The sequence below is a fragment of the Flavobacterium sp. JAS genome, assembly GCF_020991455.1.
Taxonomy (GTDB): Bacteria; Bacteroidota; Bacteroidia; order Flavobacteriales; family Flavobacteriaceae; genus Flavobacterium.
In genome coordinates this window covers 249271-274705 of the sequence record NZ_JAJMOX010000010.1, presented here as the reverse complement: position 1 = coordinate 274705, position 25435 = coordinate 249271, and the positions used below count along the sequence as shown (strand labels likewise).

The following is a 25435-nucleotide window of genomic DNA, read 5'->3' as shown; positions in this document are numbered from 1 at the left end:
TCTTATAGAGTATTTTTTTTACAAGTCATCGAACTTCTCCGGCTATGAGCCACTCCCCTTTTCAACATTAAAACTTCTAATGTAATTCTAACAATCTTCTAATGAATTTATTTAGAAAAAACATGAGCAATAACTTAAGTTTACCCTTATGTTGATAAGCAAATAACTCATACGTTTTTTACTTGTTTTTTTTAAATTAGAACATTCTGCCTCAGAGTTCTGAAGTAGAATGTCTTTAAAAAACTATCATTTGTTGATTTTTTTTTTACTAAAAGAGCTGTCTATAAGACAGCTCTTTTTTTGTAGATATTAGTCTCAGGCTTTAAATTATCTGCTATAAACACTAATTACACCCGTAGCTTTATTTTTTAATTTTAATTCCTTATTAGTAAGATTCATAATATCCGAAACTTGGGTCGTACCACTAATACTAATAGTTAAATCGTTGTGTGATCTCGAGTAAATCCCTTTAGTTTCTGTTAATGCACAAGCACTAATAGTTGAATCATAATCTCCCATAGTAGCTGTATTATCAAGTTTAAGATCTAAATAATCTTTACGGCATCCGCTCGCATTCTGTGGTGGATCTGTCAAATTTTCCACTCCGTCAACAACAGTTCCTACTTTAACAAGATCCCATTTACTTTCTAGCGGGATCAAAGTTTCTCCCTCATTATCATCACTGCTACACGATATAGTAAAAACCCCGATGCACAATAATAGTCCGAATAATATTCTTTTAGTTTTCATGTTTGATTTCTTTTAGATTAATTATTTCAATAAGGCTAAATTATACCCAACCCCTTATAATGGTGTTATATAATATTTACTTTGATTTACATAATTACTCCGCTAATTAATGTAATTTCTTACTGAAACAAAACTATCAAAACAAGAAAGAACAATATTACTTACAGGGTTTACCCTTCAAGTATTTATTATATATATAGTGCGAAACTGGTCTTAGTGGTCTGCTGTTTTCAGGGTGCCTGCCGTGACCACTAAAAAAATCTATTCCCCCATCTGGCGTCTTAGTATACCAAACAAAAGCTTCACCATCCTTCTTAAAACAATTAGTACTATCACAAACCTTTAATTTTCTAAAATCTAAAAGCTCTTCATTTAGGGGAATTATTTCATTTAAATTTTCTTCATTTTTTGAGGAACAATCTACTATCTCATAATGATCTTCTGACCACTGCATGCAATCATTCTTAAAAAAAGCAAAATAAATTACTGTAATAATTAAACCAAAAATAAGCAGTGTAGCAATTGCAGTATTCTTTAATTTATACAAAAAATGTAAAATCGTTTCCCAAATACTTTTAATTGGATTTATTTTTGGAGGTTTTGAAATGATAGTCAAAACTTCTACTTGCTCCAACTCTTTATCTCCCTTCTCTTTATCTGAATATGGTTTTATATCAGCAAAACCTTTGATTTGGTTTTCTTCCTTTATATTATCATTAGAAATTGTTTCGCCAGAATTAATCGATTCATTCTTACCATTTTCCTCTTCTTTAACTATATCATCTTCTTTCGCATTAGATGATTCTGGAATTATAGAATCTTCAGGATGCTTTAAATAATTAATAATTCCTTTTTCTCTGAATTTTCTGAAAGGTCTGTGTTGAAAATCAACCAAAATTGCAGTTAAATCAACTGCTTCTCTACTCGCTAAATCTGTTTGTCTTCTTAAAAAAGTTCCAATAGGTCTAAATCTATCTGTACTATCCCTGAATAAATTTCTTGTGATAGAATTAAACTCACATCCAAAAAAAGAATTAAAAACCCGCTTATCATCATCGCTCAATTCTCCTTCAAGTTTTTGCCAACAAAAATCTCTCAAATAAGCTTGACCAAGTGAGGTCAAACTATCAGAAAGTGGATTATTTATATCCTTTTCATATTTAGCTCTGATAGCTTCTTTATAGTCTTCAATAGTAAAGTTTGGCATAGGCTGTGGGAATTTTTAGGAATTACTAAGAATCTTCAGGAAGGCTTAAACATTGCAGGAATTCCCAGAATTCCTTGTCAATACAGGCTCATAAGCGTTGTTCCTTTGTCTCAGAAATTAGTTCATGTTCGATATCGCGATTGAAACAAATTTACAAAACTAGTTCAATTAAAAGTACGGAAATCCGTAAGACAAAATTTATTCGGGAAGTATAAATATAACTCTTACAGATCTACGCACTTCACTTCCCAAAGCAACCTGGCATTGCCATAACAAAATTCAGAACTATTCTGAACGGCAAGGCCCTTTAGTTAAATCTTTAAATCATAAAAAAATGAAAACACTATTTACATTGGGAGCGTGCGCGCTATTGAGTCTTACAATTTTCTCTTGTACAGCTGACGAAGTCGAATCAAATACAAAAGATAAAATTACAAATGAAGTCAAAAAGGATTCTATTTCTCCTTCATATGCTACAGGTCCGGACGATGATCCAATTCCGGTTAATCCTCCACCAAAAAAATAATAAATAAAAGTTTTAATAATCAATTAATTACTAAATTCGGGGAAAGTAAATTTATGTTACGATCCCCGTTTTTTTGTTTATTTATTTTTCTTCTCTTTCTCTCTTGCAAAGAAGAAAAACCTACTCCTATCAAGTCCAATAAATCTAAAGAATACGGCTCTGCTTTACAGGAAAAAGCAGTAGATCATTTTAAAAAAAGCAATTATAACAGTGCTTTTTATTACTTCAATAAGTCTAAAATAATATTTGAAACGATTAAAGACAGTGCAAATATTGTTTTTAATTCAATTCAAATGGCCAATATTCAGCAAATAAACGGCGATTATTATGGTAGTAAAGAGACTTTAACAGAAGTACTTCCTTACACAAAAAAAGATTATAATTATTCTGCCGCAGTTAATAATTTATTCGGAATTGCTGATAAAGAACTTTCTCTTTATAATGATGCTATTCATTATTACAGTCAGGCTGTAAAAGGTGTTACAGATTCCATTTCGGCACAATCTCCTTTAAACAATATTGCAGTTGTTTATATCAAACAAAAAAAATATGACGATGCCATTAAAACTTTGGAATCTATTTTAAATAAAAAAGTTTTTGATGATAAAGTAACCTCTATAAAAAGCAAATCTAGAGTTATCGATAATCTTGGTTTTGCTTACTTTAAAAAAGGAATGAAAGAAAAAGGTCTTCGATTTTTAAATGAAGGTTTACAATTAAGAATTCAAATCGATGACGATTATGGCTGTGTGGGCAGTTATCTTCATTTAGCTGAGTTTTATTCTCAAACCGATATTCAAAAATCAAATCAATACGCCCAAAAAGCCTACGAAACTGCAACTAAATTCAATAGTGTTGATGAGCGTTTAAAAGCAATATCTTTTTTAATATCAAACGGCGCCGGAACAAAATACGCTCAAAAATACATTTCGATTAACGACAGCATTATCAGCGTTAGAAACAACTTCAAAAATAAATTCGCCAAAATTAAATACGATTCTAAAAAAGAAAAAGACGAAAACCAGAAACTTCGTTTAGAGAAAGTCGAGAACTTATTATCACTTCAGGAAGCAAAATATCAAAGAACCTTTTCTATCCTTGGAATTATTATTCTTTTCGGTGTATTAATTTACGGGAGAAAATATTATCGAAACAAAACCAGAATCGAAAAGATAAAAACTGCTTATGACACCGAAACCAGAATTGCCAAAAATATTCACGACGAACTGGCCAATGATGTGCATCATGCCATGACTTTTACACAAACGCAGCCTTTGACAGAAGAAGATGTAAAAGAATCTCTGGTTCAAAAACTGGACGATATTTATTCTCGCGTCCGCGGAATTTCCCGTGAGAACAATGATATCGATACTGGCGAAAACTACGCTAATAACATAAAACAAATGTTGGCAACTTATAATAACAGTGCAACAAATATTATTACACGAAATATTGAGAAAATAAATTGGGACGGAATCGACGAAATAAAAAAGATTGCAATTCACAGAGTTTTACAGGAATTGATGGTCAATATGTCCAAACACAGTCAGGCCTCTGTTGTAGCGGTGAAATTTGAAAGCAATGGAAAAACAGTATTCATTAATTATACAGATAACGGAAAAGGCACTGAAAAAGATAAAATTATAAAAAATGGTTTAGAGAATATGGAAAACCGTATTCTGGCAATAAAAGGAACTATTACTTTTGACACTGAACCCGATAAAGGTTTTAAAGTAAAAATAACAATACCTAAATAAAAGCCTATGTTTAAAAAAGTAATTGTAGCCGAAGATCTTGGAGATATCAATTTAGCAATCGAACAAACTTTAAAAGATTTGGATATTGTCAATTTTCAACATGCAAAATACTGCGACGACGCATTTCTAAAAATCAGAAAAGCTATTCAGGATAATGAACCATACGATTTATTAATCAGCGACCTTTCGTTTAAAAAAGATCATCGCGAAGTCAAAATTGCTAATGGCGATGAATTAATTCAAAAAGTTCGTGAGATTCAGCCCTATATTAAAATAATTGCCTATTCGATCGAAGATAAAAGCCTTCGTATAAAATCACTTTTTGATAATGCAGATATTGATGGCTTTGTATTAAAAGGTCGAAATAGTATTGAGGATTTAAAAAAAGCAATTCATATTATTTCAACTTCAGATCAAAAATTTATTTCTCATGATGTTGCTTCCGCACTTCAGGAAAAAAACAACTTTGAAATAGATGATCTTGACATTAAAATTTTAAAACATTTATCATCAGGAACTCCGCAAGATGAAATTATACAAATCTTTAAAGACTTAGGCATAAAGCCTAACAGCAAAAGCGCAATGGAAAAAAGGCTTTCTAAATTAAAAGACTTTTTTAAAGCAAATAATACAACTCATCTGGTTTCTATCACTAAAGATATGGGGATTATTTAATCTCATTATACTATTACTATTAATTTTTGAAAGCTCCTTCGGGAGCTTTTTTTATGGCTAAAATTTAAAAAGTTTCTAGATTATGGATTTCCGTAAAATACTGATTTTAAATAGGTTTAAGTTTGAATTATTAAAACTAAAAATACTAACTATAATTAGATATTATGGAAATAAATATTCAACTTAAATCATTGGCTGATAAAATTGATCAGCTAAAAAGCAAAATTGAGACTGAAGAGTCAACCAAACATGCTTTTGTATTGCCGTTTATACATATTCTTGGCTACGATGCCTTTAACCCACTTGAAGTAGTTCCTGAATTTACTGCTGATCTGGGTTTAAAAAAAGGAGAAAAGGTAGATTATGCCATCTTTCAAAATGGAGAACCAATTATAATAGTAGAATGTAAAAGCTGGAAGGAAAATCTAACGGTACATAATTCGCAATTATTCCGTTATTTTCATGTTACCAAAACTCGATTTGCGCTTTTAACAAATGGAATTCAATATCAATTTTTCACCGATTTAGATGATAAAAACAAAATGGATCAAAAACCATTTTTAGAATTTGACATCACAAATCTAAAAGAAGCCACGATTACCGAAGTCGCAAAATTTCATAAGTCGAGCTTCAACGTTGATAATATTGTTACAAATGCAAGCGCTTTAAAATACATTAAGGAAATAAAAAAGCAAATCAATATTGAACTCGAAAACCCCTCAAATGATTTCACAAAACATTTTGCAAATAAGGTTTATACCGGAAGGTTAACTGAGAAAGTGGTCGACGAATTTAAAGATTTAGTCCAAAAATCTTTAAATCAGTTTATCAGCGAAAAAATAAATGATCGCTTAAAAGCTGCACTTACCAAAGAAACCATTAAACAGCAAGACGAACAAATTGAGTCTTTAGAGGAAGACAGTAAAGTTATTACCAGCGAAGAAGAACTTGACGGATATCGCATTGTTGTTGCAATACTAAGACGTAAACTTCCAACAAATCGAATTGTTTATCGCGACACGCAATCTTATTTTGGGATTCTGTTGGACGATAATAATCGAAAACCTCTTTGTCGTCTTCATCTTAATGGAGGAAAAAAATATATCAGTCTTTTTAATGACAACAAAAACGAAACAAAATTACCAATTTCGACTATTGATGATATTTACCAATTCGAAAAAGAATTGTTGGATACTGTAGCACTTTATGAAACCGAATAAAAACTAACCATTATGATAAACGATCTAAAAAAATTCTTAAACGAAGAACAAGACCCAAAAGCTGTTGAAAAACTATTAACAAAAGTCAACGGATTACTTACTTCAGGCGAACAAGTAGAATATATAGCCGTACAAAAAAAACCAGCTATAAATTTATCTCCAGACTGTATCGCTTTAACAAACAAGAGAATCATTTTTTGCAGACCTAAAAATTTAGGTTTATCAATGGATTTTCAAGATTATGCATGGAAAGACATACTAGACTGTCACATGAGAGAAGGAATTATGGGAGCAACTTTTTCTATGAAGACAATTAAAGGAAATATGAATATGCTTGATTATTTACCAAAAGCTCAAGCCAGAAAATTGTATCAATTTGCTCAGCAAAAAGAAGAAGAAATGATTCTCTACAGACGCGAACATGATCTTGAAAATAAGAGAGCAATTGCAGGAGGAGGAATTATAGTAAACGCTGGAACTTCTATACCTCAACAAGTAGAACAAAAAGAAGATCCGCTAGAGATACTCCAAAAATTGAAGAAATTATTAGACAGTGAAATCATTTCACAAGTAGAATTTGATACAAAAAAAATAGAAATATTATCAAAAATGTAAATTATGAAAAGTAAACTAACTGCAACACTTTTGACATTTTTTTTAGGAGGAATTGGAATCCATAAATTCTATTTGGGACAATCTACTCAAGGTGTAATTTATTTGTTATTTTGTTGGACATTTATTCCCGCAATCTTAGCTTTTTTTTCAGTTTTTTGGACTATTATTTATGTCTGATCATTCATTTAACGTAAAGTATAATAATGGCTTTTAAAATAAGCCAAAAATGAAAAAATATATAAAGAAGAGAGATGCCATCAGTGTCTCTCTTACACACTTATAGATTTTGTAAATAAATCCCGTATAACTACGCATTCCAGAAATACCAATTCTACTTAGATTTATCGCTAACTATTAAAACCAAAACCTCAACCAAAACGTCTATGCTAAAAAATTACTTAATCCTATTTATAGTATTTGTAACGCTTTCATGTAAAAAAGCTTTTAATCCACCTGCTCAAAAAATAAATACATTTTACAAGGAGGTGATTACTGCTGACGATCGCAAAGTTATAACTCCCGAAGAAGCCAAAACCTACTATGTTGATACGCAATATCACTATAAATATAGAACCGGAAACTCAGGTCATTACGAATATAATTATAATGTAAAAGGTGTCAACATAAAAGGAGATTCCGTTTTTGGGAATATAAATGTTGAAGGAAAATATGGTGCCGGAATATTAACCAATGATTCTATCCCGGAACTCAACATCAAAACCGAATGGATCGATAACGGGAAACTTAAAGCTTTTGACGAAAAAGGAAACGAATATTTCTTAATCGTACAGTAATTGTATTCACCCCAAATCTTACCCAAATGAAATATAGCTCAATCCTACTCTTTGCCTTCTTGACTTCATTTTCTCCGCTTGAGACTAAAGTCTACATTTGTGGACCAACGGGTGCAAAAAAATACCATTACACAGACAATTGCCGCGGATTAACTGCCTGCAGACATGAAGTTACTAAAGTATCAATTTCGCAAGCACAAGGTTATGGACTCACTCTTTGCGGCTGGGAAGATTAGCGCACTAGTTACATGATTTAATCATTTGATAATAACTGCTTTACAATTAATTCACATTAGTTTTGTTAATTTGAATAAAACTAAATATCATGAAATTCTTCAATCTAAATTTTTTGGTTTCATTCAAAGAATGGCTTTTTTTAAGAGCTATGCAATCTTCTTTCCTTCATTAAAATATTAGAAATTCAAATTTTAAAAAAGGAAAGCACAATTGAATGAATAAAGTTGAGACCTCATTTTTACACAAAGACCAGTTTGGACAAGATTTCTTGTGGGGTGTTTCTACCGCCGCTTTCCAAACTGAGGGAGCACATGATGCCGATGGAAAAGGTTCTTCTATCTGGGATGTTTTTACTTCTCAAAAAGGAAAAATCAAAAATGGACATCATGCCCTGACTGCCTGCGATTTCTACAATTCTTACCAAAATGATATCGACTTAATAAACGAATTAAACATTCCTAATTTTAGGTTTTCCATCAGTTGGCCACGAATTATGCCCACAGGAATCCATCCTATCAATCAGGCAGGAATCGATTATTACAACAAAATCATAGATTCATTATTGGCATCCGGAATCGAGCCCTGGATTACACTTTATCATTGGGATTTACCTCATGATCTGGAAGTAAAAGGCGGATGGACCAATCGTGAATCTGTTAAATGGTTTTCAGAATATGTCGCCGTTTGTGCGCTATATTTTGGAGATCGCGTCAAAAACTGGATGGTTATCAACGAACCTTCTGTTTTTACAGGAGCCGGATATTTTCTGGGCATTCACGCTCCGGGAAAAAAAGGGATTACCAATTATCTTAAAGCCATGCATCATGTAACATTAGCTACTGTTGCAGGCGCAAAATCCTTGCGAAAACTAGTTCCTGAAGCAAATATTGGCACCACTTTTTCCTGTACACATATTGAGCCTTTTTCGCAAACGCCAAAAGATATCGAAGCCGCAAAACGTGTTGATACTTTATTGAACAGAACTTTTATAGAGCCTATTTTAGGATTGGGTTATCCGCAAGCAGATTTACCGGTGCTAAAAAAACTCAACAATTATATCCTAGAAGATGATTTAAACAATCTCGCTTTTGACTTTGATTTCATTGGACTTCAATGTTATACACGAGAAGTTGTAAAAGCGTCTTTATTGATTCCGTATATTGGTGCCGAATTAATCAGCGCCGAAAAAAGAAACGTAATAGCAACTGAAATGGGTTGGGAAGTTTATCCTCCGGCACTTTATCACGTTCTTAAAAAATTCAATAATTATAATATAAAGAAAATTATAGTTACAGAAAATGGTGCCGCATTTCCGGACATTCTTAAAAACGGAAAAGTCTACGATATCAAGCGCACACATTATATACAAGACCATTTAGAACAAATTTTAAAAGCCAAACAAGACGGTTATAATGTTGATGGTTATTTTGTATGGAGTCTTACTGATAACTTCGAATGGGCTGAAGGTTACAATGCCAGATTCGGATTAATTCATGTTGATTTTGACACACAACAACGAACTATTAAACATTCAGGATTATGGTTTCGTGATTTTTTATCTTAAAAAAGCGCTAAAAACAGAATTTAAAGATTATTTTTACAAAAATAACCCTTAGAATTAACTTAAAATAGCATCGTTATGGAAATTAATAATTACGTATTAACTGCCATAATTATTGGCGTTGTTCTATTAGTCTATTTTCTAATAAAGCAAAATAAAAAAGATCGCAAGAAAATTGAAGAAGCATTAAATTTCTACAAAGAATCTGATGAAGTAGAAATTAACAACGACCTTAATTTATAGTTCTTTTTTAATCCTTCAAGAAAAACAAAAAGCCTTTCGGAAGTCAACTTTCGAAAGGCTTTTTGTTTACAAATCAAGAGCTAATTATTAATTAGGAGCTATTTCCAGCTATCCGCTATATCTTTTCTTGCTTAAAGAAAGCAAGAAAAGGATGCCGCTTCTATCTGGACTATGGCACTAGTTTTCATAAGAAGTTTACATTTTAATACATTCAATAAAAATTGAAGCCTGCAAATAGAAATTTGCAGGCTTTTTTATTGCTTCTCTCCAAGCAATTATCAAATAAGAGTTACAAATTCTAAATATTTAAAATTTGCATCTAATGCTTTATTTCTTGCAATAATCTCCCTCTACTACCCGCATAACTTTGTCCTATCAAATTAGAAGAACAATTAAAAATTATGGCAAATTCAAAAAACAAAGCAATCCCAATTACGACACCAGAAAAAAGAGGACAAACAATTAAACACATCAGCAATATAAAAACTGTACTAATCCTCTTTTTTCTCACCTGCCTAACATACGGACAATCTACTAAAACATCAGAAAAAATGAATCTTAGCAACATCAATAATCAAATCGTAAAAAAAGCCATTGAAGCTTTACAAAATGCAGACAAAACTGCTTGGTTTAGTTTGTTCACGGATAATGCAGCGCTTTATGATGACGGAAATAAGCAAAACTTCAAAAGTTTTTTCGAAAAAGCAATTGGTCACGAACGCTTTACTTCTATTGATAAAATAGAAAACAACTCTCTTTCTGTCTATGGAAAATTCCACAGTGATACTTGGGGAAATTTCAAGACCTATTTCAAATTCCAAATCAACGAAAAAGGAAAAATCACCCGACTGGATATCGGACAAGCAAAATATTAATTCAACTAAAAATCAAAACTATGAAAACATTTCAAACTGCCATCTTATTTGGTCTATTCGGAGCCATTGCTGCTTCTATCTCATTTGCCGCACAATGGCCAATCTGGGTTATGTTTATTGCCTGGGTAAGCTATTATATTTTTGGCCGAAATATTAAAAACTCGGCTCTGTCATTTATACAAATTATTCTGGGCTTATTTATGGGAGTGCTTATTCAGTTAGGCGGCCTATTTTTAAGTACCTATATTGGTGAATTTGGCATCCCGGTTTCCATATTTATTTTCATCGGATCATTAGCTTACATTTCTAAAATAAAAACTTTAAGCAGTATTCCTGCATGGTTTTTAGGTCTTATTGTCTTTTTTGGAATTCATCCTAAAATCGAAATTATTTCTTTATTAGAATTAATTGTACCGCTTCTTTTCGGTTTTGTTTTTGCTTTTCTAAATGACACAGCTGTTCATAAAATTCAACATAAAACAGCAAAGCAATAATACCAAAGCAAGTATTAATCTAAACTAAAAAAAGCCTTTCGGGAGTTGACTTCCGAAAGGCTTTTTTGTTTAAAATTTAACCAAATAATTATAAGGTTTTCTCTAAAACCTCAACAGCTTCTTTCCAATTGTTTACTCTTAAATGATGCGTTTGATTTACATTATGAGATGCCGTAAACATGATAGGTTTTCCCATACAATAATCCAGGTTTTTACAATGATCATCAATCATATAATCTGTATTGATAATTCTTTTGCTTCCGCATAAAATAATATTATCCCATTTAATAAAAGGAAAGTGTTCCCCAAGCCAAGCTATTTTTTCAGCAAGTGAAACCGGAAATTCAGTTGCAGCAGAAACTATAAAAATTTCAAAGTTCTCCTGTAATCGGCGTAAACTTTCAACCGCATCCGGCATTACAGGCAAAGTTCTAAAAAAATTATCCGCATTTAAAACGGCACGTAAAAGAGCCCGATCCTTAAAAGCTTCTTCTTCGGCCAAACCACGAATACTTTCTTTTGATAGTGCCGTTCCATTGGCTTTATTGTAATGTTCAATTAGTTGTACTTCGATGTCGGCAAGTACGCCATCCATGTCGATAGCAATAGTTTTCTTTTTCATTTCTAATTTATTTTGCAACAAATTTACGCAAATATTGCAAAGTATTGCAATTTTAACTTATTTTTGCAATATAAAATTGCATCACATGAAAAAAGAAGAGCGCCAAAAAGTAATTTTAGAATACTTATCAAAAGAGCATCGGGTAACTTTACTTGAACTAAGCGGGTATCTAAAAGTTTCAGAAGACACAATAAGACGAGATGTAAAAGAACTCTCAGATCAAGGTTTGTTAAAGGCAGTCCGCGGAGGCGCAGTTGCTCCTTCTCCTATTCCGCTGCACTTTAGGGTTAGAGAAAACCACGATGTTGAAAACAAAAAAATTATTGCCCAAAAAGCAATCTCGTACTTAAAAGACGGTCAGGTCGTATTTATTGATGGCGGAACAACTTCTATGGCTTTAGTAGCCAGTTTTCCCTACGATCTAAAAATAACTGTCATTACAAACAGCTTTCCGGTTGCAGCATTGATCGAAGATTTACCAAATGTTGAATTGATTTTTGCCGGCGGAAAAATGTGCAAAGCATCTTTTACCACTGCCAGTATTGATACGATCGATTTCTTTAGGAATTTTAGAGCGGATATTTGCATTTTAGGAATTTGCAGTATTCATCATGATCGTGGTGTTACAGGAGTTTTATACGATGATTCGCAAATAAAAAGAAACATGATCCAGAATTCAAATTTTGTTATTGCATTGAGTTCTATCGAAAAAATTGGAACCGCCGAATCTTATTTGGTCTGTCCTCTTAAAGATATTAATATTCTTGTAACGAATATCAATCCTGAAGATGAGGTTCTAAAAGTGTACAAAGATTCCGGTTTGACTATTGTTTAGTAAAACTACCCAGTTCCATTAAATTTTGATCTTAAACTTGTCTCGAATATTTTTATAATATTAAAAGGTAACTTATAAGCTGATCTATTTAGATCAGCTTATATTATTTTCTTTAATACATTTAAAAAAGTTACTCTAACAACACCTGTAAACTAATCAAAAACTTATTTTTTTGTCCTAATTTATAAATCAGGACTCCTGAATTATAAATTTATTCCGGTTGAAACTCCACCAATCATAGCTTTGCGAAAAATTTAATTCCAAAAAGCTTATGAAAAAAATCATCTATTTTATCGCACTATTATTTTTGCCAGATTGCTTATTGGCGCAAACAGAAGAAGCGTCAGTTAAAAAATGTATTGAAAATTACATTGATGGTACTTCTTACAACAAACCTGACAGCATCGAAAAAGCATTTTATCCAGAAGCCAATCTATTTTTAAGTAATAAAGACAAAGACTTGTGGATTGTACCGGTTAGCGAATATGCCAAATGGTTTAAAACAAACAATCAGGGACAGTTTAATGGTCGCATAGGCCGAATTGTTTCAGTTGATTTGTATAACAATATAGCTTTGGCTAAAGCCGAAATAATAATACCTGAAAAAAAAGTGGAATTTATTGATCTGTTTTTACTCAAAAAAATTCAGGGCGAATGGAAAATAATCAGCAAAACCGCAAGTAGTTTAAGTAGTAACAAATCAGGACAGCGCATCTTGTTTATTGTTTCTAATGCCCATTATTATGGAAAATCAACTATAGCAACAGGCAATAGTTTTTCTGAAATAGTAAATGCCTATGATACTTTTAAAACAGCAGGATACACTGTAGATTTTGTAAGTCCGGAGGGAGGAAGTATTCCTCTAGCGTATATCAACACCTCCGACACTTTGCAAAAGCAATATTTATTTGATCCCGATTTTATGTATGCCTTAAAAAACACTAAAAAACCCGAAGACACAGATTCAAAAAATTATAAAGCTGTTTATTACGTTGGCGGTGGAGCTGCGATGTATGATGTGCCCGAAAATAAACAAATTCAAACTATTGCTTTAAAAGTATATGAAGAAAATAAAGGTATTATCTCTTCTGTTTGTCATGGAACTGCCGGAATTATAAACTTAAAAACAAATGATGGCAAATATTTAGTGGCAGGGAAAAAAATTAGCGGTTACCCGGATTCGTTCGAAAAACAAGACGGAGAATATTTTAAGTACTTTCCGTTCTTAATTCAAAAGACAATTGAAGAAAGAGGAGGCACTTTTAAATTTTCAAATGGTGAGGTCTCGCATATAGAAACCGACGGAAGAATCATCACCGGACAAAATTTTCAATCGTCAAGCGGCGTCGCTTTAAAGATTATAGAATTAATAAATAGTACAAAAACGAGTAAATGATTTATAATATCAGCTCGCATGTAATAGATGAGAATTTAGGCATATTTAGCTTAAATCATCACTTTATGCTTTAGCTTATCTTCTATTTTTTTAACCTTTTTTCACTTCGCAAAGTCTCCGGACTTTGCGTTTTTATTTTTAGACTGTCTTAAAGCTTTAACTTCTAAAAATCTCCTTACTTAAAAAAGGCAATTTTACCGCAATCCAAATATCAGAAAAAAACCAAGTTCTATCGCTCCGAAAATTAATACTGGACAGGGAATAAATTCCAGAAAATTTATCTGTAAAAAAGCAAAAAAAATCAGTTAATTTATTGATATTTACTAGGTTTACAGGTAAATTTTACTTATCTTTATAGTATAAATAACAGATGCTATATGCCAAAAAACAAACTTTTTAAGCCCCTAAATTACTCCTCAAAAGATTATTCTTTTTATCTTTTCAAGCATTTTATTTTTCGCAAAGCTTCTCCTTAACTTCATTTAGATTTAGAAATCATTCTATCTAATTTTTTCAGACATGCTGAAGAAACCAAAGCTATTGTCCCAATTCCAACCATAATTATTTTTTCCGGATTTATTTTCTGAGCTTTTATTTTAGAAAATATGTCTTTAAAATTAAAGGAAAGATTTTCTTTTTTAAGATCCTCTTTCGGCTCTTCATTTTCATTTTTCACAAAACCCTCTACTTCTATGACTTCTTTCTCACTTTCAACAACTATCTCAGCTTTATGGCCATTTTCAATTTGTTTGGCTTCTTCAATTCTACACTTTTCATTAAACTTTTTAAAAGGACGCGGTTGAAAATCAACTATAACTGCCGCAAGATTTATTGCATCAATATTCAAAGGATCTGTTTCGCCTTTAAAAAAGGTCTCAATAGGTCTAAACTTATCTTTTTGCTCCTTAAACTTATTCTTTTTAGTATGATCAAAATCTAAGCACAATAAATTTTTAAAAACATTTAAATCATCCTGAGTTGGGTTATTCTCGAAAATAAGCCAACAAAGATCACGAAGTTTTCCACGAGAAGGACTATATAAATAATCGAAGTGTTCACCTTCTTTTTCTATCTCATATTTAATTTTAATTGCTTTTTTATATTCTTCTAATGTCTTGGTATGCATGGTATGGTATATATGGTTTTTTTAGAAATTCTTGGGAATGTCAGGAAAACGCAGAAATTCTGATAATCTCCTATGAACAAAGGCCTCAAAGTACCTTTCTTTTGTCATAGAAATTAATTCATGCCTTGTCTGCAGATTAAAACAAAAATATAAAACTAGTTCAAATTAACAGTGTAAAAAACCGTAAGACTGAGTTTATTCGGGAAGTATAAAAAACGTCTTATAGTTCTGCATACTTTACTTCCCCAAAAAAACAATCTTGGCATTACCATTAACAAGCTCTGGATAAACTCTGGATAGCAATACTCATCCCTAATTTTTAATCTAAACCAAAATGAAAAAAAACATTTGTTCTAATATTAATTTCTTCAATACTACATTTTTTATCATTTTTTTAATAGTCCAAGACAACCTTTTTAGGACTTTTTGCATCTATTATAATATAGGTCAAATTGGTTTTACATTCAAATAATCCATTCAAACAAACCAAAATTTACTGCGCATTATATTTTGTTTTAAGGAATTTTTGGGAATCTCGGGAAAACGCGGGAATTCTGGGAATCCCTTATCAACAAAGGCCTCAAAGCGCCTTTCCTTTGCCAAAGAAATTAGTTTACGTTTTATCTGCAGCATAAAACAAAAATAAAACTAGTTCTAAATAACAGTGTGAAAAATCGTAAGACCGAGTTTAATCGGGAAGTATAAATAACGTCTTACGGTTCTACACACTCTACTTCCCCAAAAAATCAATTTGGTATTGTCATAAACAAGCCCTGGATAAAGTCCGGACAGCAATACCCATGTCTAATTTTTAAACTAAATCAAAATGAAAAAAATATTCCTTTTTATAACTTTCACGTTATTGTTCACGCTTTTTTCTTGTACTCCGGAAGAGTCTGAAATCAAGCCAAAAAATAAAACAGAAAAAACTGTTAATCCTATACAAGCTGGTACTCCTGACCCTGATGGTCCTGGTGATACTGTAAATCCACCAATAAAAAAATAATATATTTTTAGTGTCTAATTAATTACTATTTTCGGGGAAAGTAAATTTATATGTTACGGTCCCCGTTTTTTTCTTTTATCATCCTTTTTTTTCTTTTTTCTTGTAATGAAAAAAAGACCATTACTAATAATGCAGAACCTCTAGAAAAAGAGGCACTTAGTTTACAAGTTAAAGCAGATGAAAATTATGGAAAACAAAACTTAAACACTGCATATTATGAGTTTCATAAATCGAAAATACTTTTTGAAACTTTAAAAGACAGTGTCAATATTGGATACTCTCTCATTCAAATGGCATCTATTCAGCAAATCAATGGAGACTACTACGGCAGTAAAGAAACAGCAACTGAAGCACTACCTTATGCTAAGTTCAATAATTATTCAGGTTGTATAAATAATATATTAGGCGTTGCCGACAAAGAACTTTCTCTTTACAATGATGCAATTTTTTACTATAAAGAGTCAGTTAATGCTTCTGAAAATCTTAATGAAAAGCAAGGCCCTTTAGGCAATATTGCGGCTGTCTATATTCAACAAAAAAAATATGATAAAGCAATAACTCTTTTAGAATTTCTTCTAGAATCTCCTGCAAGTAAAAAAATATTAATGGAGAAAACTAAAGCAAATAAAAAATCCAGATTTCAAGATAACTTGGGTTATGCTTATTTTAAAAAAGGATTGGACCAAAAAGGATTTGATTCAATGAATGAAGCTCTCCAGCTAAGAAATGAAATTAATGATACTTACGGAAGTATTGAAAGCTATCTGCACCTTGCCGATTACTATGCTAAAAAAGACGTTCAAAAATCAGATGAAAATGCTCTTGCAGCTTACAATGCAGCCACAAAACTAAATAGTGTTGACGAAAGATTAGAAGCGCTGCAAATTATAATTTCTAATAATCACAGCCCCCTAAAAAGCAAATATGTACAAAAATATTTTACATTAAACGATAGTGTTATTAAGATTAGAAATAACTTTAAAAACAAGTTTGCTAAAATTAAATACGACTCTAAAAAGGAAAAAGACGAAAATGTAATACTTCGTTTAGAAAAATCCGAAAACTTGTTAGCACTACAAAGAGCCAAATATCTGCGAATTGTATTTGCAATTGGTTTTATTTTTTTAGTCATTTTAATAGCAATTTTAATCCGCTATTATAAAAACAAAAACAAGGTTATAGAATTTAAGACTTCGTATAATACCGAAGCCCGAATTGCAAAAAAACTTCATGATGAATTAGCAAATGATGTATATCATGTGATTGCTTTTGCCGAATCTCAGTCATTATCTACAGAAAGTACAAAAGAGAATCTACTTCAAAAATTAGATGATATTTACGGGCGTGTGAGAGGAATTTCAAAAGAAAACAATAGAATTGAAACTGGCATAGATTTTACCAACAGCATAAAAGAAATGCTTTCGACTTACAATACCAGCGAAAGAAATATCATGGTTAGTAATTTAGAAGATATAAACTGGGAAATTGTTGATGATATCAAAAAGATCACTATTAGCCGAATTTTACAGGAATTAATGGTGAATATGAAAAAACACAGTAACGCAAATCTAGTTGTAATAAAATTTGAAAATGATCCAAAATCAATCTTAATAAACTATACTGATAACGGTGAAGGCTGCGAAAAAACAAAGATTGCAAAAAATGGCCTCAAAAACATGGAAAGCCGTATTCAGGCTGTTAAAGGGACTATAGATTTTGACACAGAACCTGGTAAAGGGTTTAGAGCAAAAATATCCATACCGAAATAAGGGAAAGTTATTTCGACTTTTTATAAAGTCTATCGTCAAATCCGTTGTATTAGTAGTTGTGTACCGTTTATTTTGTAGTCAATTCAATTTTGTTATATCTAAAAACTTTTGCTCTTTCCAGATATTCTTCACCTTGTATCATTCCTTTTGGATAATCTTTATTTTTATAAAATTGTCCTGTAACTTTTATTCTACTTTTAACTGCATCAAAATTCCGCGGTAATTCGAGTTTTGGATTTTTAGCTTCGATAAAGATATAATGTTCCCTATTTATACTGCCCTTTTCCATGCCCAGGTCTTCTTTTTTTATCCAATTTGCACAACCACAACTAAAAACAGCATAATCCAATTCTAATGTTTGAATTTTAGATTCTAAAATGTTATTCGGATTAGACATTTCTTCACCTCTTTTAAATTCAACTCGGCTTTTAGCTTTTACAGGTAATAATTTTACAGGTAATTTATCATTTTCATGCTTGAAATAAGTACATGAAGTGAGAATAAATAGTATTATTAAAAGAGTAATTTTTTTCATATAATAATATAATAGATTTTTTATTTTAGAAATTAGCACTTCAGACAATTTGTATATGTACTATCAACACATAAAGCTTAATGAATTAAGTTCAAATTACAAATAGGGATGCTAATATAACACTATTTTTAGTGCAAAAAATTTGATCATTATAAATACAAAAGATTTTATTCCCTCCAAAAAAAACCTCCCAGAATTTTACTTCTGGAAGGCTCCCCTACTAATAACTAATTAAAATAGGCATTCTATTTCCAACCGCCGCCTAGGTCTCTGTAAACATGAACCGCCGCATTCAGTTGTTCTTTTTTAGTATCTACTAATTCTAATTTCGCTTCTAATGCATCACGTTGTGTCATTAAAACCTCGAAATAATCAACTCTCGCTGACTTAAATAAATCATTAGAAACATCAATTGATGTGTTTAAAGCATCAACTTGTTGTGATTTAAGATCGTATCCTTTCTGTAAGTTTTCGATCTTAGAAAGTTGGTTTGAAACCTCTAAATAAGCGTTCAAAACCGTACGATCATAATTATATAATGCCTGAAGCTGTCTTGCGTTTGCACTTGCAAATTCAGCTTTAATTGCGTTTCTGTTAATCAATGGCGCAGCCAAATCTCCTGCTATTGAATATAAAATAGATTCCGGAAACGTAAACAAATAAGCCGGCTTAAATGCTTGTACTCCAAATGCGGCAGAAATATCCAATGAAGGATAAAACTCAGCACGCGCTACTTTTACATCTAATTTTGCAGCTACAAGCTCTAATTCTGCTTGTTTAACATCTGGTCGATTTGCTAACAATTGAGACGGAATTCCTGAACTTACAGCAGCAGGCAATAAACTTAAGAAATTAGTACTACTTGTTCTTTTGATTTCCTGTGGATATCTACCCAACAAAAAGTTGATTTTATTCTCCGCTTCTTTTATTTGCTGACGAATATCAAACTCCATACTTTTTGAAGTTAAAACCTCGGCTTCAAACTTCTTAACACCAAGTTCGGTAGCTCTTGCAGCCTGCTTCTGAATTTTTACAATTTCTAAAGCGTTTGACTGTAATTTGATCGTTTGGTTTATAATATCCAATTGATTATCCAAAGCCAATAATTCGTAATAAGAATCAGCAACTTCAGCAATAAGATTTGTAATCACAAAGTTTTTACCTTCAACAGTAGCTAAATATCTGTTTAACGCAGCTTTTTTAGAATTACGCAGTTTTTTCCAGATATCCACTTCCCAATTTGCATAAGCAGCAATCGTAAAATCACCAAGCGGATCAGGAGTTTCTACACCCGGTTTAATCTCTGTTGTAGCATCACCCGCACCTTGGCTTGTGTATCTACCTACTTTTTCTATTCCAGCTCCGGCGCGAACACCAACAGTTGGTAATAAAAGCCCTTTTTTAACTCGGATATCGTTCTTTGCAATTTCAATTTCCTGCAAAGTGATGTTTAATTCCTGATTGTTTTTTAAAGCAACATCAATCAGGTCAACAAGGTTTTGATCTTTAAAATAATCTTTCCATTGTAATGTAGACGTATTGTTGTTTGCATCCTGAGTTTGGGCAGTTTGGCCAAACGATTCAGGAACTGGTGTGCTTGTTGTAGGAGCTGCCTCAGGCGCAGGGGCTTTACACCCTGCAACCGTAAGACATAATCCTAATGCAATACCATATTGATATGATTTGAATTTATACATGATTGTTATCAATTTCTTCTGTTAATGGATTCTCTTCTTCATGTTTAACTAGTTTGTGTCGCTCTGCGATTTTTCCGAAAATGTAATACAATCCAGGAATTACAAATACCCCACAAATAGTTCCAATAAGCATACCTCCAGCGGCGGCAGTACCAATAGTTCTGTTACCAATTTTACCCGGACCAGTAGCAAAAGCAAGCGGCAACAATCCGGCAATAAAAGCAAATGAAGTCATCAAAATTGGACGGAACCTCGCTTTCGCTCCTTCCATTGCAGCTTCAAGAACTGTTTTGCCGGCTGCATGTCGCTGTATTGCAAACTCTACAATCAGTACGGCATTTTTACCCAGTAAACCAATAAGCATTACCATGGCAACCTGAGCATAGATATTGTTTTCTAATCCTGTTAATTTCAGTAAAAGGAAAGCTCCAAAAATACCCGCCGGTAAAGAAAGAATTACAGACAATGGCAAAATAAAACTCTCGTATTGTGCAGCCAAAACCAGGTAAACGAATCCTAAACAGATTAAGAATACCCAAATTGCCTGATTACCCTGAGCAACCTCATCGGCAGAAATACCCGCCCAGTCAATATCATATCCTCTAGGTAATTTTTTCTCTGCAACTTCCTGAATCACTTTAATAGCTGTACCAGAACTATATCCCGGAGCAGCTCCACCACTAATCTCAGTAGAGTTGTACATGTTGTGTCTTGTAATTTCAGAAAGACCATATACTTTTTCTAATTTCATAAAGGCAGAAAAGGGAACCATTTCATCACGGTTATTTTTCACATAAAGTTTTAAGATATCATCCGGCTGCGCACGATATTCAGGTGAAGCCTGAACAATTACTTTATAGTTAATTCCGTATTTAATGAAACTAATCTCGTAGTTACTACCCACAAGAGTTGACAAAGTGTTCATCGCATTTTCGATAGAAACTCCTTTTTGCTGCGCCAAATCATTATCAACTTTCATCATGTACTGAGGGAAACTCGCACTAAAGAAACTAAATACGTTAGACAACTCATGACGTTTGTTCAATTCTTCAACAAACTCTTTATTCACAGCTTCCAGTTTTTTGAAATCACCTGAACCTGTTTTATCCAATAAACGAAGCTCAAATCCTCCAGCTGCTCCATATCCAGGTACTGCCGGTGGTTGGAAAAATTCGATATTAGCACCCGGAATATCTTTCGATTTTTCTTCCAGTTCTGTCATAATTTCTTGTACAGATTGCTTACGATCATTCCAGTCTTCTAAGTTAACCAAACAAGTTCCCGCATTAGATCCGGTACCTTCGGTCAAAATTTCATAACCCGCCAATGAAGAAACTGATTTTACTCCTTCTACACTTTCAGATATCTTTTGTAATTTCTCCGCAATATTATTGGTTCTTTCTAATGATGAACCCGGAGGCGTCTGAATAATGGCATAAAACATTCCCTGATCCTCATTCGGGATAAATCCAGAAGGAACAGTACTGCTAATCAACCATGTTCCGGCACAAAATCCTAGAAGTGCAATAATAGTAACGGCTCTTCTGTTTACAATTTTAGCTAATACATTTTGGTATTTACCTTGTGCAAGGTTAAACTTGTTGTTAAAACCTTCTATAAACATGTTTACAGGAGTTTTCTTTTTAGGCGTAGCGTGGTTGTTTTTTAACATCATCGCACAAAGTGCCGGCGTTAAAGTCAATGCCACAATACCAGAAAGAATAATCGCTGTTGCCATCGTGATCGAGAACTGTCTGTAAAATACTCCAACAGGACCTGACATAAACGCAACCGGAATAAATACCGCAGCCATCAAAAAGGTGATCGCGATAATCGCTCCTGCAATCTCGTGCATTGCTTTTTTAGTCGCTTTAAGCGGAGAGAGATGTTCTTCCTCCATCTTGGCGTGAACAGCTTCAATTACCACAATCGCATCATCGACGACGACCCCAATTGCAAGAACTAAAGCAAACAACGTAATTAAGTTCAACGAAATATCGAAGAACGTCATAAATATAAAAGTTCCGATCAGGGAAACAGGTACAGCAATCGCCGGGATAACCGTAGAACGCCAGTCTCCTAAGAAAAGGAAAACTACTAAACCTACCAGAATAAAAGCTTCGATTAAGGTGTGAATTACTTTTTCGATAGAAGCATCAAGGAATTTAGAAACATCATACGAGATTTCATAATTCATTCCTTTTGGAAACTTTTGCTTTATTTTTTCCAGTTTAGCTTTTACATCTGCAATAACCTGATTTGCATTACTTCCAAAAGATTGTTTCAATACAATCGCCGCAGAAGGTTTTCCATTCAAATTAGAGTAAATATCATACATCGAACTACCAAATTCAATTTTGGCAATATCTTTCAAACGTAAAAGTTCTCCGTTACTATTTGATTTTACAATGATATTCTCGTATTGTTCTTTGGTTGTAAAACGTCCTGAATATTTCAATACATACTCAAACGCCTGAGAACGTTTACCGGAACTCTCCCCTGTTTTACCAGGCGAAGCCTCCAAACTCTGACTTGACAATGCTTCCATTACCTCATCGGCAGAAATTTTATAAGCCAACATACGATCCGGTTTCAACCAAATACGCATTGCATATTCACGAGTTCCTAAGATATCTCCTGACCCAATACCATTTACCCTTTTTAACTCAGATAATACGTTGATATCAGCATAGTTGTACAAGAACTTCATGTCGGTATTTTTATCCGTACTATAAAGATTCACGTACATCAACATACTCGGAACCTCACGAGTAATCTTAACACCTTCTCTAACTACTAAAGGAGGTAGTTTATTAGTAACCGAAGCCACACGGTTTTGCACGTTAATTGCAGCCTGATTAGGATCTGTACCTAAGTTAAATACAACCTGAATACTTGCTTCACCATCATTTCCGGCATCAGAGGTCATATATTTCATTCCCGGAACACCATTAAGTGCTCTTTCTAAAGGAATAACTACTGATTTGATCATTAACTCTCCATTCGATCCAGGGTAATCCGCTGTAACGTTTACCATCGGAGGTGAGATGGAAGGAAACTGGGTGATAGGTAAATTCATCACCGACAATACTCCTAAAAAGACAATTATAAGCGATATTACTATCGACAATACAGGTCTTTGAATAAATTTATTAAACATTTTTATATTTTTTTAATGATTAAACCTATTCTGCTTTTACGCGCAAATGATTAATAACCGTTTGAGGAGCTTGGTATTCGAATTTAATTTTGTCGTTTTCTTTTACTTTCTGAACTCCTTCAAGTAAAATTTTATCCGTTTCAGCAAGACCAGTTTTTATCACATACAAATCAGGGATTTCGCCAGTAATAGTGATTTCTCTTGAACTTACTTTATTGTTTTTATCAACTATAAAAACATACTTTTTATCCTGAATTTCATAAGTAGCTTTCTGCGGAATCACAATAGCATTTTTAAGCGGAACAATCATTTGAACCTGCCCCGTTTCTCCGTTTCTAAGTAATTTTCCTGAATTAGGGAAACGTGCTCTAAAAGCGATATTTCCTGTTTCGTTGTTAAATTCACTTTCGATAACTTCTACATTTCCTTTTTCTTTGAAAATTTCGCCATTGGCAAGAACCAAGCTAACTTTATTGTCAGCACGATCTTTTACATCTGTTTGGTATTGAAGATATTCCGGCTCAGATACGTTGAAGTAAGCAAACATTTGACTGTTGTCTGAAAGACTTGTCAATAATTCGCCTTCGTCAATAAGACTTCCTAATTTTAAAGGAATTCTATCGATTGTTCCGTCAAACGGAGCTCTGATTTCTGTGAATGATAAATGTAGTTTTGCCAATGCAACTTCAGCTTTTGCTGATTGTAATTTTGCCTGAGCAACACTTAATTCGTTTTTAGAAACGATATTTTTATCAGCTAATAATTTAGAATTTTGCAATTCGATTTCTACTGATTTTTGTTCAGCCTGAGCTTTAAGTAACTCTGCCTGATACATATTTGGCATAATTTTGAACAACAGTTGTCCTTTTTTTACAAACTGTCCTTCATCAACATAAATGTTTTGTAAAAACCCTTTTTCCTGGGCGCGGAGTTCGATGTTACGTACAGATTTAATCTGCGAAACGTATTCTTTTGTAAATGAAGTGTCAATTTTTACCGGATTGGTTACAGTAAATTTTTCTGCTTCTTCTTTCTCTTCTTTTTTAGCATTACAGCTGGTAAGGCACACTAGGGCAATTAAGCCTGTGAACAAGATAATTCTTTTCATGATGTTGTTTGGAAATTAAGCGATTGGATGCTTGGAATACAAGATTCCTTTGGGATGAAAAATGCATCAGCCAGCCTTAAGTCAGAACTTAACTTTCATATAAGAAGAAGTAGAAAAAAATACATCAACAAGATATGCAGATCACAACTTAGGTAACCGATGTATACTGTTGAATCAAATTCTTAAAACCTGTTGGGTAATGTAGATAGGATTTGAGTTGCCACAAAATGGCACAAAGAATTTAAAACGATTATAATCATTTACAATGGTTTGACTTGAAAAGGAAAGGTACCAATTGTCAAGTAAACTGTAATTTGTTGCAAAAAATTTATTCGTAAGTCCATCTTTAAGATCATCACTTCCAAGATATTCTTCCTCAAGATCTACATCAGCATCTTCGATTATTGAAGAACCCTGATCTTGATTGGTGAATTTCACTCGGTGCTTTTTCTCAAGAGTGTGTTGATGAAAGTTTTGAGGAGTACCAGCATTAAGATATTGCCCTCCGCCTAGCAGAAGGAAATTCATGAATACTAAAAATACTATTAACTTTCTCATTTGGGTGCGAAAGTAATAAAAGATTGCAACAAAAAAAATAAAATAAGAAAGTCTTAACATGTAAAAACAAACGAAAACGTTTTCATTTTTTAACATTCTTTATTCCATAATTAAACGTATCGTTTAATGCTAAAATAGCAGAAACTAATCATTATGGAATTAGATTAAAGCATTTGTAAAAAAACAAATAGAGAAAACCATTAAAAATATAAATAACTGAGGCTCTATATTTTATTCTGATAAATTTCAATTCTTTTTCTATAGTAAAATTTCCATTATCGTAAATTCCTGTCCTTCTTTAGAGAAAATTTTGTGTGTATCTATCATTCCAAATTTCTCATAAAATGACTTTTTATTGCTTCTTGCATTGCACCAAATTTTTCTTAAATTTTGTTTTTTGGCAATTTCAAAAATATAATTTAACAATTCAGATGCAATTCCTTTACCTTGATACGTCTCTAAAGTGGCCAGTTTTCGGAATTGCATTTCCTGATCAGTTACAAAACAAGAAACTATAGAAACTAATTTTTCCTGCTCAAAAACGCCAAAATGCAATCCAAGATTATCTTCTTCTAATTGCACAAATTCAATAGGCTGATCGGGCCACATTACTTTATGTCTGATTTCCCAGGTTTGAGATGCTTCAATTGCTCTAATTTCCATTTTTAA

At 32.6% G+C, this 25435-nt stretch carries 26 protein-coding genes; 16 read left to right on the top strand and 10 right to left on the bottom strand.

Features of this window, described 5'->3' with window-relative positions; all coding sequences use genetic code 11:
- Positions 1–327 precede the first annotated feature (327 nt).
- Together LPB88_RS16950 and LPB88_RS16945 are read right to left on the bottom strand one after the other, a co-directional pair.
- The gene (locus LPB88_RS16950) at positions 328–660 is read right to left on the bottom strand and encodes a lipocalin family protein (RefSeq protein ID WP_230716824.1); all 333 of its coding nucleotides are present in this window, start codon (positions 658–660) and stop codon (positions 328–330) included.
- A gap of 247 nt (positions 661–907) precedes the next feature.
- Positions 908–1957, bottom strand: coding sequence for a hypothetical protein (locus tag LPB88_RS16945; protein WP_230716823.1), 1050 nt, complete (start codon positions 1955–1957; stop codon positions 908–910).
- Between the two features lie 334 nt (positions 1958–2291).
- Between LPB88_RS16945 and LPB88_RS16940 the strand changes: the two genes are divergently transcribed.
- The 12 genes from LPB88_RS16940 (at position 2292) to LPB88_RS16885 (ending at position 10954) form a co-directional block, all read left to right on the top strand.
- Positions 2292–2483: a hypothetical protein gene (locus LPB88_RS16940; RefSeq protein WP_230716822.1), complete on the top strand. Its 192-nt coding sequence runs from the start codon at positions 2292–2294 to the stop codon at positions 2481–2483.
- 293 nt (positions 2484–2776) lie between these two features.
- On the top strand, positions 2777–4240 hold the full coding sequence (locus tag LPB88_RS16935) for an ATP-binding protein (RefSeq protein ID WP_370635860.1): 1464 nt from the start codon (positions 2777–2779) through the stop codon (positions 4238–4240).
- Positions 4241–4246: 6 nt separating this feature from the next.
- On the top strand, positions 4247–4915 hold the full coding sequence (locus LPB88_RS16930; protein ID WP_230716820.1) for a response regulator: 669 nt from the start codon (positions 4247–4249) through the stop codon (positions 4913–4915).
- Positions 4916–5079: 164 nt separating this feature from the next.
- Positions 5080–6135 (top strand): type I restriction endonuclease, encoded by a 1056-nt coding sequence (locus tag LPB88_RS16925; protein WP_230716819.1) that lies wholly within the window; start codon positions 5080–5082, stop codon positions 6133–6135.
- Positions 6136–6147: 12 nt separating this feature from the next.
- On the top strand, positions 6148–6750 hold the full coding sequence (locus LPB88_RS16920) for a PH domain-containing protein (protein WP_230716818.1): 603 nt from the start codon (positions 6148–6150) through the stop codon (positions 6748–6750).
- 3 nt (positions 6751–6753) lie between these two features.
- Positions 6754–6927 carry a TM2 domain-containing protein gene (locus LPB88_RS16915; protein WP_230716817.1) on the top strand — a complete coding sequence of 58 codons (174 nt, stop codon included), beginning with the start codon at positions 6754–6756 and terminating at the stop codon, positions 6925–6927.
- Between the two features lie 206 nt (positions 6928–7133).
- Positions 7134–7544, top strand: a complete 411-nt coding sequence (locus LPB88_RS16910) for a hypothetical protein (RefSeq protein ID WP_230716816.1) — start codon at positions 7134–7136, stop codon at positions 7542–7544.
- 26 nt (positions 7545–7570) lie between these two features.
- Positions 7571–7780: a hypothetical protein gene (locus tag LPB88_RS16905; protein ID WP_230716815.1), complete on the top strand. Its 210-nt coding sequence runs from the start codon at positions 7571–7573 to the stop codon at positions 7778–7780.
- Positions 7781–7995: 215 nt separating this feature from the next.
- A complete protein-coding gene (locus tag LPB88_RS16900; protein WP_230716814.1) occupies positions 7996–9345 on the top strand; it encodes a GH1 family beta-glucosidase in 1350 nt (449 codons plus the stop codon).
- A gap of 75 nt (positions 9346–9420) precedes the next feature.
- Positions 9421–9585, top strand: coding sequence for a hypothetical protein (locus LPB88_RS16895; protein WP_230716813.1), 165 nt, complete (start codon positions 9421–9423; stop codon positions 9583–9585).
- A gap of 401 nt (positions 9586–9986) precedes the next feature.
- Positions 9987–10460 (top strand): hypothetical protein, encoded by a 474-nt coding sequence (locus LPB88_RS16890; RefSeq protein WP_230716812.1) that lies wholly within the window; start codon positions 9987–9989, stop codon positions 10458–10460.
- A gap of 20 nt (positions 10461–10480) precedes the next feature.
- Positions 10481–10954, top strand: coding sequence for a DUF1097 domain-containing protein (locus LPB88_RS16885; RefSeq protein WP_230716811.1), 474 nt, complete (start codon positions 10481–10483; stop codon positions 10952–10954).
- An 88-nt stretch (positions 10955–11042) separates the two neighbouring features.
- Here the strand turns inward: LPB88_RS16885 and LPB88_RS16880 are convergent, their stop codons facing one another.
- Entirely contained in the window at positions 11043–11576 is a 534-nt protein-coding gene (locus LPB88_RS16880; RefSeq protein ID WP_230716810.1) for a 5'(3')-deoxyribonucleotidase, read from the bottom strand.
- 85 nt (positions 11577–11661) lie between these two features.
- Between LPB88_RS16880 and LPB88_RS16875 the strand changes: the two genes are divergently transcribed.
- Positions 11662–12411 carry a DeoR/GlpR family DNA-binding transcription regulator gene (locus tag LPB88_RS16875; protein ID WP_230716809.1) on the top strand — a complete coding sequence of 250 codons (750 nt, stop codon included), beginning with the start codon at positions 11662–11664 and terminating at the stop codon, positions 12409–12411.
- A gap of 271 nt (positions 12412–12682) precedes the next feature.
- The gene (locus LPB88_RS16870) at positions 12683–13807 is read left to right on the top strand and encodes a nuclear transport factor 2 family protein (protein WP_230716808.1); all 1125 of its coding nucleotides are present in this window, start codon (positions 12683–12685) and stop codon (positions 13805–13807) included.
- A 478-nt stretch (positions 13808–14285) separates the two neighbouring features.
- Here the strand turns inward: LPB88_RS16870 and LPB88_RS16865 are convergent, their stop codons facing one another.
- Entirely contained in the window at positions 14286–14933 is a 648-nt protein-coding gene (locus LPB88_RS16865) for a hypothetical protein (protein WP_230716807.1), read from the bottom strand.
- 826 nt (positions 14934–15759) lie between these two features.
- On the opposite strand from LPB88_RS16865, the gene LPB88_RS16860 reads away from it, so the two are divergent.
- Positions 15760–15939, top strand: a complete 180-nt coding sequence (locus LPB88_RS16860; protein ID WP_230716806.1) for a hypothetical protein — start codon at positions 15760–15762, stop codon at positions 15937–15939.
- A gap of 290 nt (positions 15940–16229) precedes the next feature.
- A complete protein-coding gene (locus LPB88_RS16855) occupies positions 16230–17708 on the top strand; it encodes an ATP-binding protein (RefSeq protein WP_370635859.1) in 1479 nt (492 codons plus the stop codon).
- A 67-nt stretch (positions 17709–17775) separates the two neighbouring features.
- Here LPB88_RS16855 and LPB88_RS16850 read toward each other — a convergent pair whose 3' ends face one another.
- The 6 genes from LPB88_RS16850 to LPB88_RS16825 form a co-directional block, all read right to left on the bottom strand.
- Positions 17776–18243, bottom strand: a complete 468-nt coding sequence (locus LPB88_RS16850) for a hypothetical protein (RefSeq protein ID WP_230716804.1) — start codon at positions 18241–18243, stop codon at positions 17776–17778.
- A gap of 245 nt (positions 18244–18488) precedes the next feature.
- Positions 18489–19940: a TolC family protein gene (locus tag LPB88_RS16845; RefSeq protein WP_230716803.1), complete on the bottom strand. Its 1452-nt coding sequence runs from the start codon at positions 19938–19940 to the stop codon at positions 18489–18491.
- Positions 19933–23100: an efflux RND transporter permease subunit gene (locus LPB88_RS16840; protein ID WP_230716802.1), complete on the bottom strand. Its 3168-nt coding sequence runs from the start codon at positions 23098–23100 to the stop codon at positions 19933–19935. The genes LPB88_RS16845 and LPB88_RS16840 overlap by 8 nt, the downstream gene beginning before the upstream one ends.
- A gap of 25 nt (positions 23101–23125) precedes the next feature.
- Complete coding sequence (locus LPB88_RS16835) at positions 23126–24208, bottom strand: efflux RND transporter periplasmic adaptor subunit (protein ID WP_230716801.1); 1083 nt, start codon at positions 24206–24208, stop codon at positions 23126–23128.
- A gap of 174 nt (positions 24209–24382) precedes the next feature.
- The gene (locus LPB88_RS16830; RefSeq protein ID WP_230716800.1) at positions 24383–24766 is read right to left on the bottom strand and encodes a hypothetical protein; all 384 of its coding nucleotides are present in this window, start codon (positions 24764–24766) and stop codon (positions 24383–24385) included.
- A gap of 258 nt (positions 24767–25024) precedes the next feature.
- Positions 25025–25429 (bottom strand): GNAT family N-acetyltransferase, encoded by a 405-nt coding sequence (locus LPB88_RS16825; RefSeq protein WP_230716799.1) that lies wholly within the window; start codon positions 25427–25429, stop codon positions 25025–25027.
- Positions 25430–25435: the final 6 nt, after the last annotated feature.

Excerpts from the sequence above, each read along its gene's own strand:
- LPB88_RS16945 (WP_230716823.1), bottom strand. The coding sequence starts at position 1,957 with ATGCCAAACTTTACTATTGAAGACTATAAAGAAGCTATCAGAGCTAAA.
- LPB88_RS16940 (WP_230716822.1), top strand. The coding sequence starts at position 2,292 with ATGAAAACACTATTTACATTGGGAGCGTGCGCGCTATTGAGTCTTACA.
- LPB88_RS16935 (WP_370635860.1), top strand. The coding sequence starts at position 2,777 with ATGGCCAATATTCAGCAAATAAACGGCGATTATTATGGTAGTAAAGAG.
- LPB88_RS16930 (WP_230716820.1), top strand. The coding sequence starts at position 4,247 with ATGTTTAAAAAAGTAATTGTAGCCGAAGATCTTGGAGATATCAATTTA.
- LPB88_RS16925 (WP_230716819.1), top strand. The coding sequence starts at position 5,080 with ATGGAAATAAATATTCAACTTAAATCATTGGCTGATAAAATTGATCAG.
- LPB88_RS16920 (WP_230716818.1), top strand. The coding sequence starts at position 6,148 with ATGATAAACGATCTAAAAAAATTCTTAAACGAAGAACAAGACCCAAAA.
- LPB88_RS16915 (WP_230716817.1), top strand. The coding sequence starts at position 6,754 with ATGAAAAGTAAACTAACTGCAACACTTTTGACATTTTTTTTAGGAGGA.
- LPB88_RS16910 (WP_230716816.1), top strand. The coding sequence starts at position 7,134 with ATGCTAAAAAATTACTTAATCCTATTTATAGTATTTGTAACGCTTTCA.
- LPB88_RS16905 (WP_230716815.1), top strand. The coding sequence starts at position 7,571 with ATGAAATATAGCTCAATCCTACTCTTTGCCTTCTTGACTTCATTTTCT.
- LPB88_RS16900 (WP_230716814.1), top strand. The coding sequence starts at position 7,996 with ATGAATAAAGTTGAGACCTCATTTTTACACAAAGACCAGTTTGGACAA.
- LPB88_RS16895 (WP_230716813.1), top strand. The coding sequence starts at position 9,421 with ATGGAAATTAATAATTACGTATTAACTGCCATAATTATTGGCGTTGTT.
- LPB88_RS16890 (WP_230716812.1), top strand. The coding sequence starts at position 9,987 with ATGGCAAATTCAAAAAACAAAGCAATCCCAATTACGACACCAGAAAAA.
- LPB88_RS16885 (WP_230716811.1), top strand. The coding sequence starts at position 10,481 with ATGAAAACATTTCAAACTGCCATCTTATTTGGTCTATTCGGAGCCATT.
- LPB88_RS16880 (WP_230716810.1), bottom strand. The coding sequence starts at position 11,576 with ATGAAAAAGAAAACTATTGCTATCGACATGGATGGCGTACTTGCCGAC.
- LPB88_RS16875 (WP_230716809.1), top strand. The coding sequence starts at position 11,662 with ATGAAAAAAGAAGAGCGCCAAAAAGTAATTTTAGAATACTTATCAAAA.
- LPB88_RS16870 (WP_230716808.1), top strand. The coding sequence starts at position 12,683 with ATGAAAAAAATCATCTATTTTATCGCACTATTATTTTTGCCAGATTGC.
- LPB88_RS16865 (WP_230716807.1), bottom strand. The coding sequence starts at position 14,933 with ATGCATACCAAGACATTAGAAGAATATAAAAAAGCAATTAAAATTAAA.
- LPB88_RS16860 (WP_230716806.1), top strand. The coding sequence starts at position 15,760 with ATGAAAAAAATATTCCTTTTTATAACTTTCACGTTATTGTTCACGCTT.
- LPB88_RS16855 (WP_370635859.1), top strand. The coding sequence starts at position 16,230 with ATGGCATCTATTCAGCAAATCAATGGAGACTACTACGGCAGTAAAGAA.
- LPB88_RS16850 (WP_230716804.1), bottom strand. The coding sequence starts at position 18,243 with ATGAAAAAAATTACTCTTTTAATAATACTATTTATTCTCACTTCATGT.
- LPB88_RS16845 (WP_230716803.1), bottom strand. The coding sequence starts at position 19,940 with ATGTATAAATTCAAATCATATCAATATGGTATTGCATTAGGATTATGT.
- LPB88_RS16840 (WP_230716802.1), bottom strand. The coding sequence starts at position 23,100 with ATGTTTAATAAATTTATTCAAAGACCTGTATTGTCGATAGTAATATCG.
- LPB88_RS16835 (WP_230716801.1), bottom strand. The coding sequence starts at position 24,208 with ATGAAAAGAATTATCTTGTTCACAGGCTTAATTGCCCTAGTGTGCCTT.
- LPB88_RS16830 (WP_230716800.1), bottom strand. The coding sequence starts at position 24,766 with ATGAGAAAGTTAATAGTATTTTTAGTATTCATGAATTTCCTTCTGCTA.
- LPB88_RS16825 (WP_230716799.1), bottom strand. The coding sequence starts at position 25,429 with ATGGAAATTAGAGCAATTGAAGCATCTCAAACCTGGGAAATCAGACAT.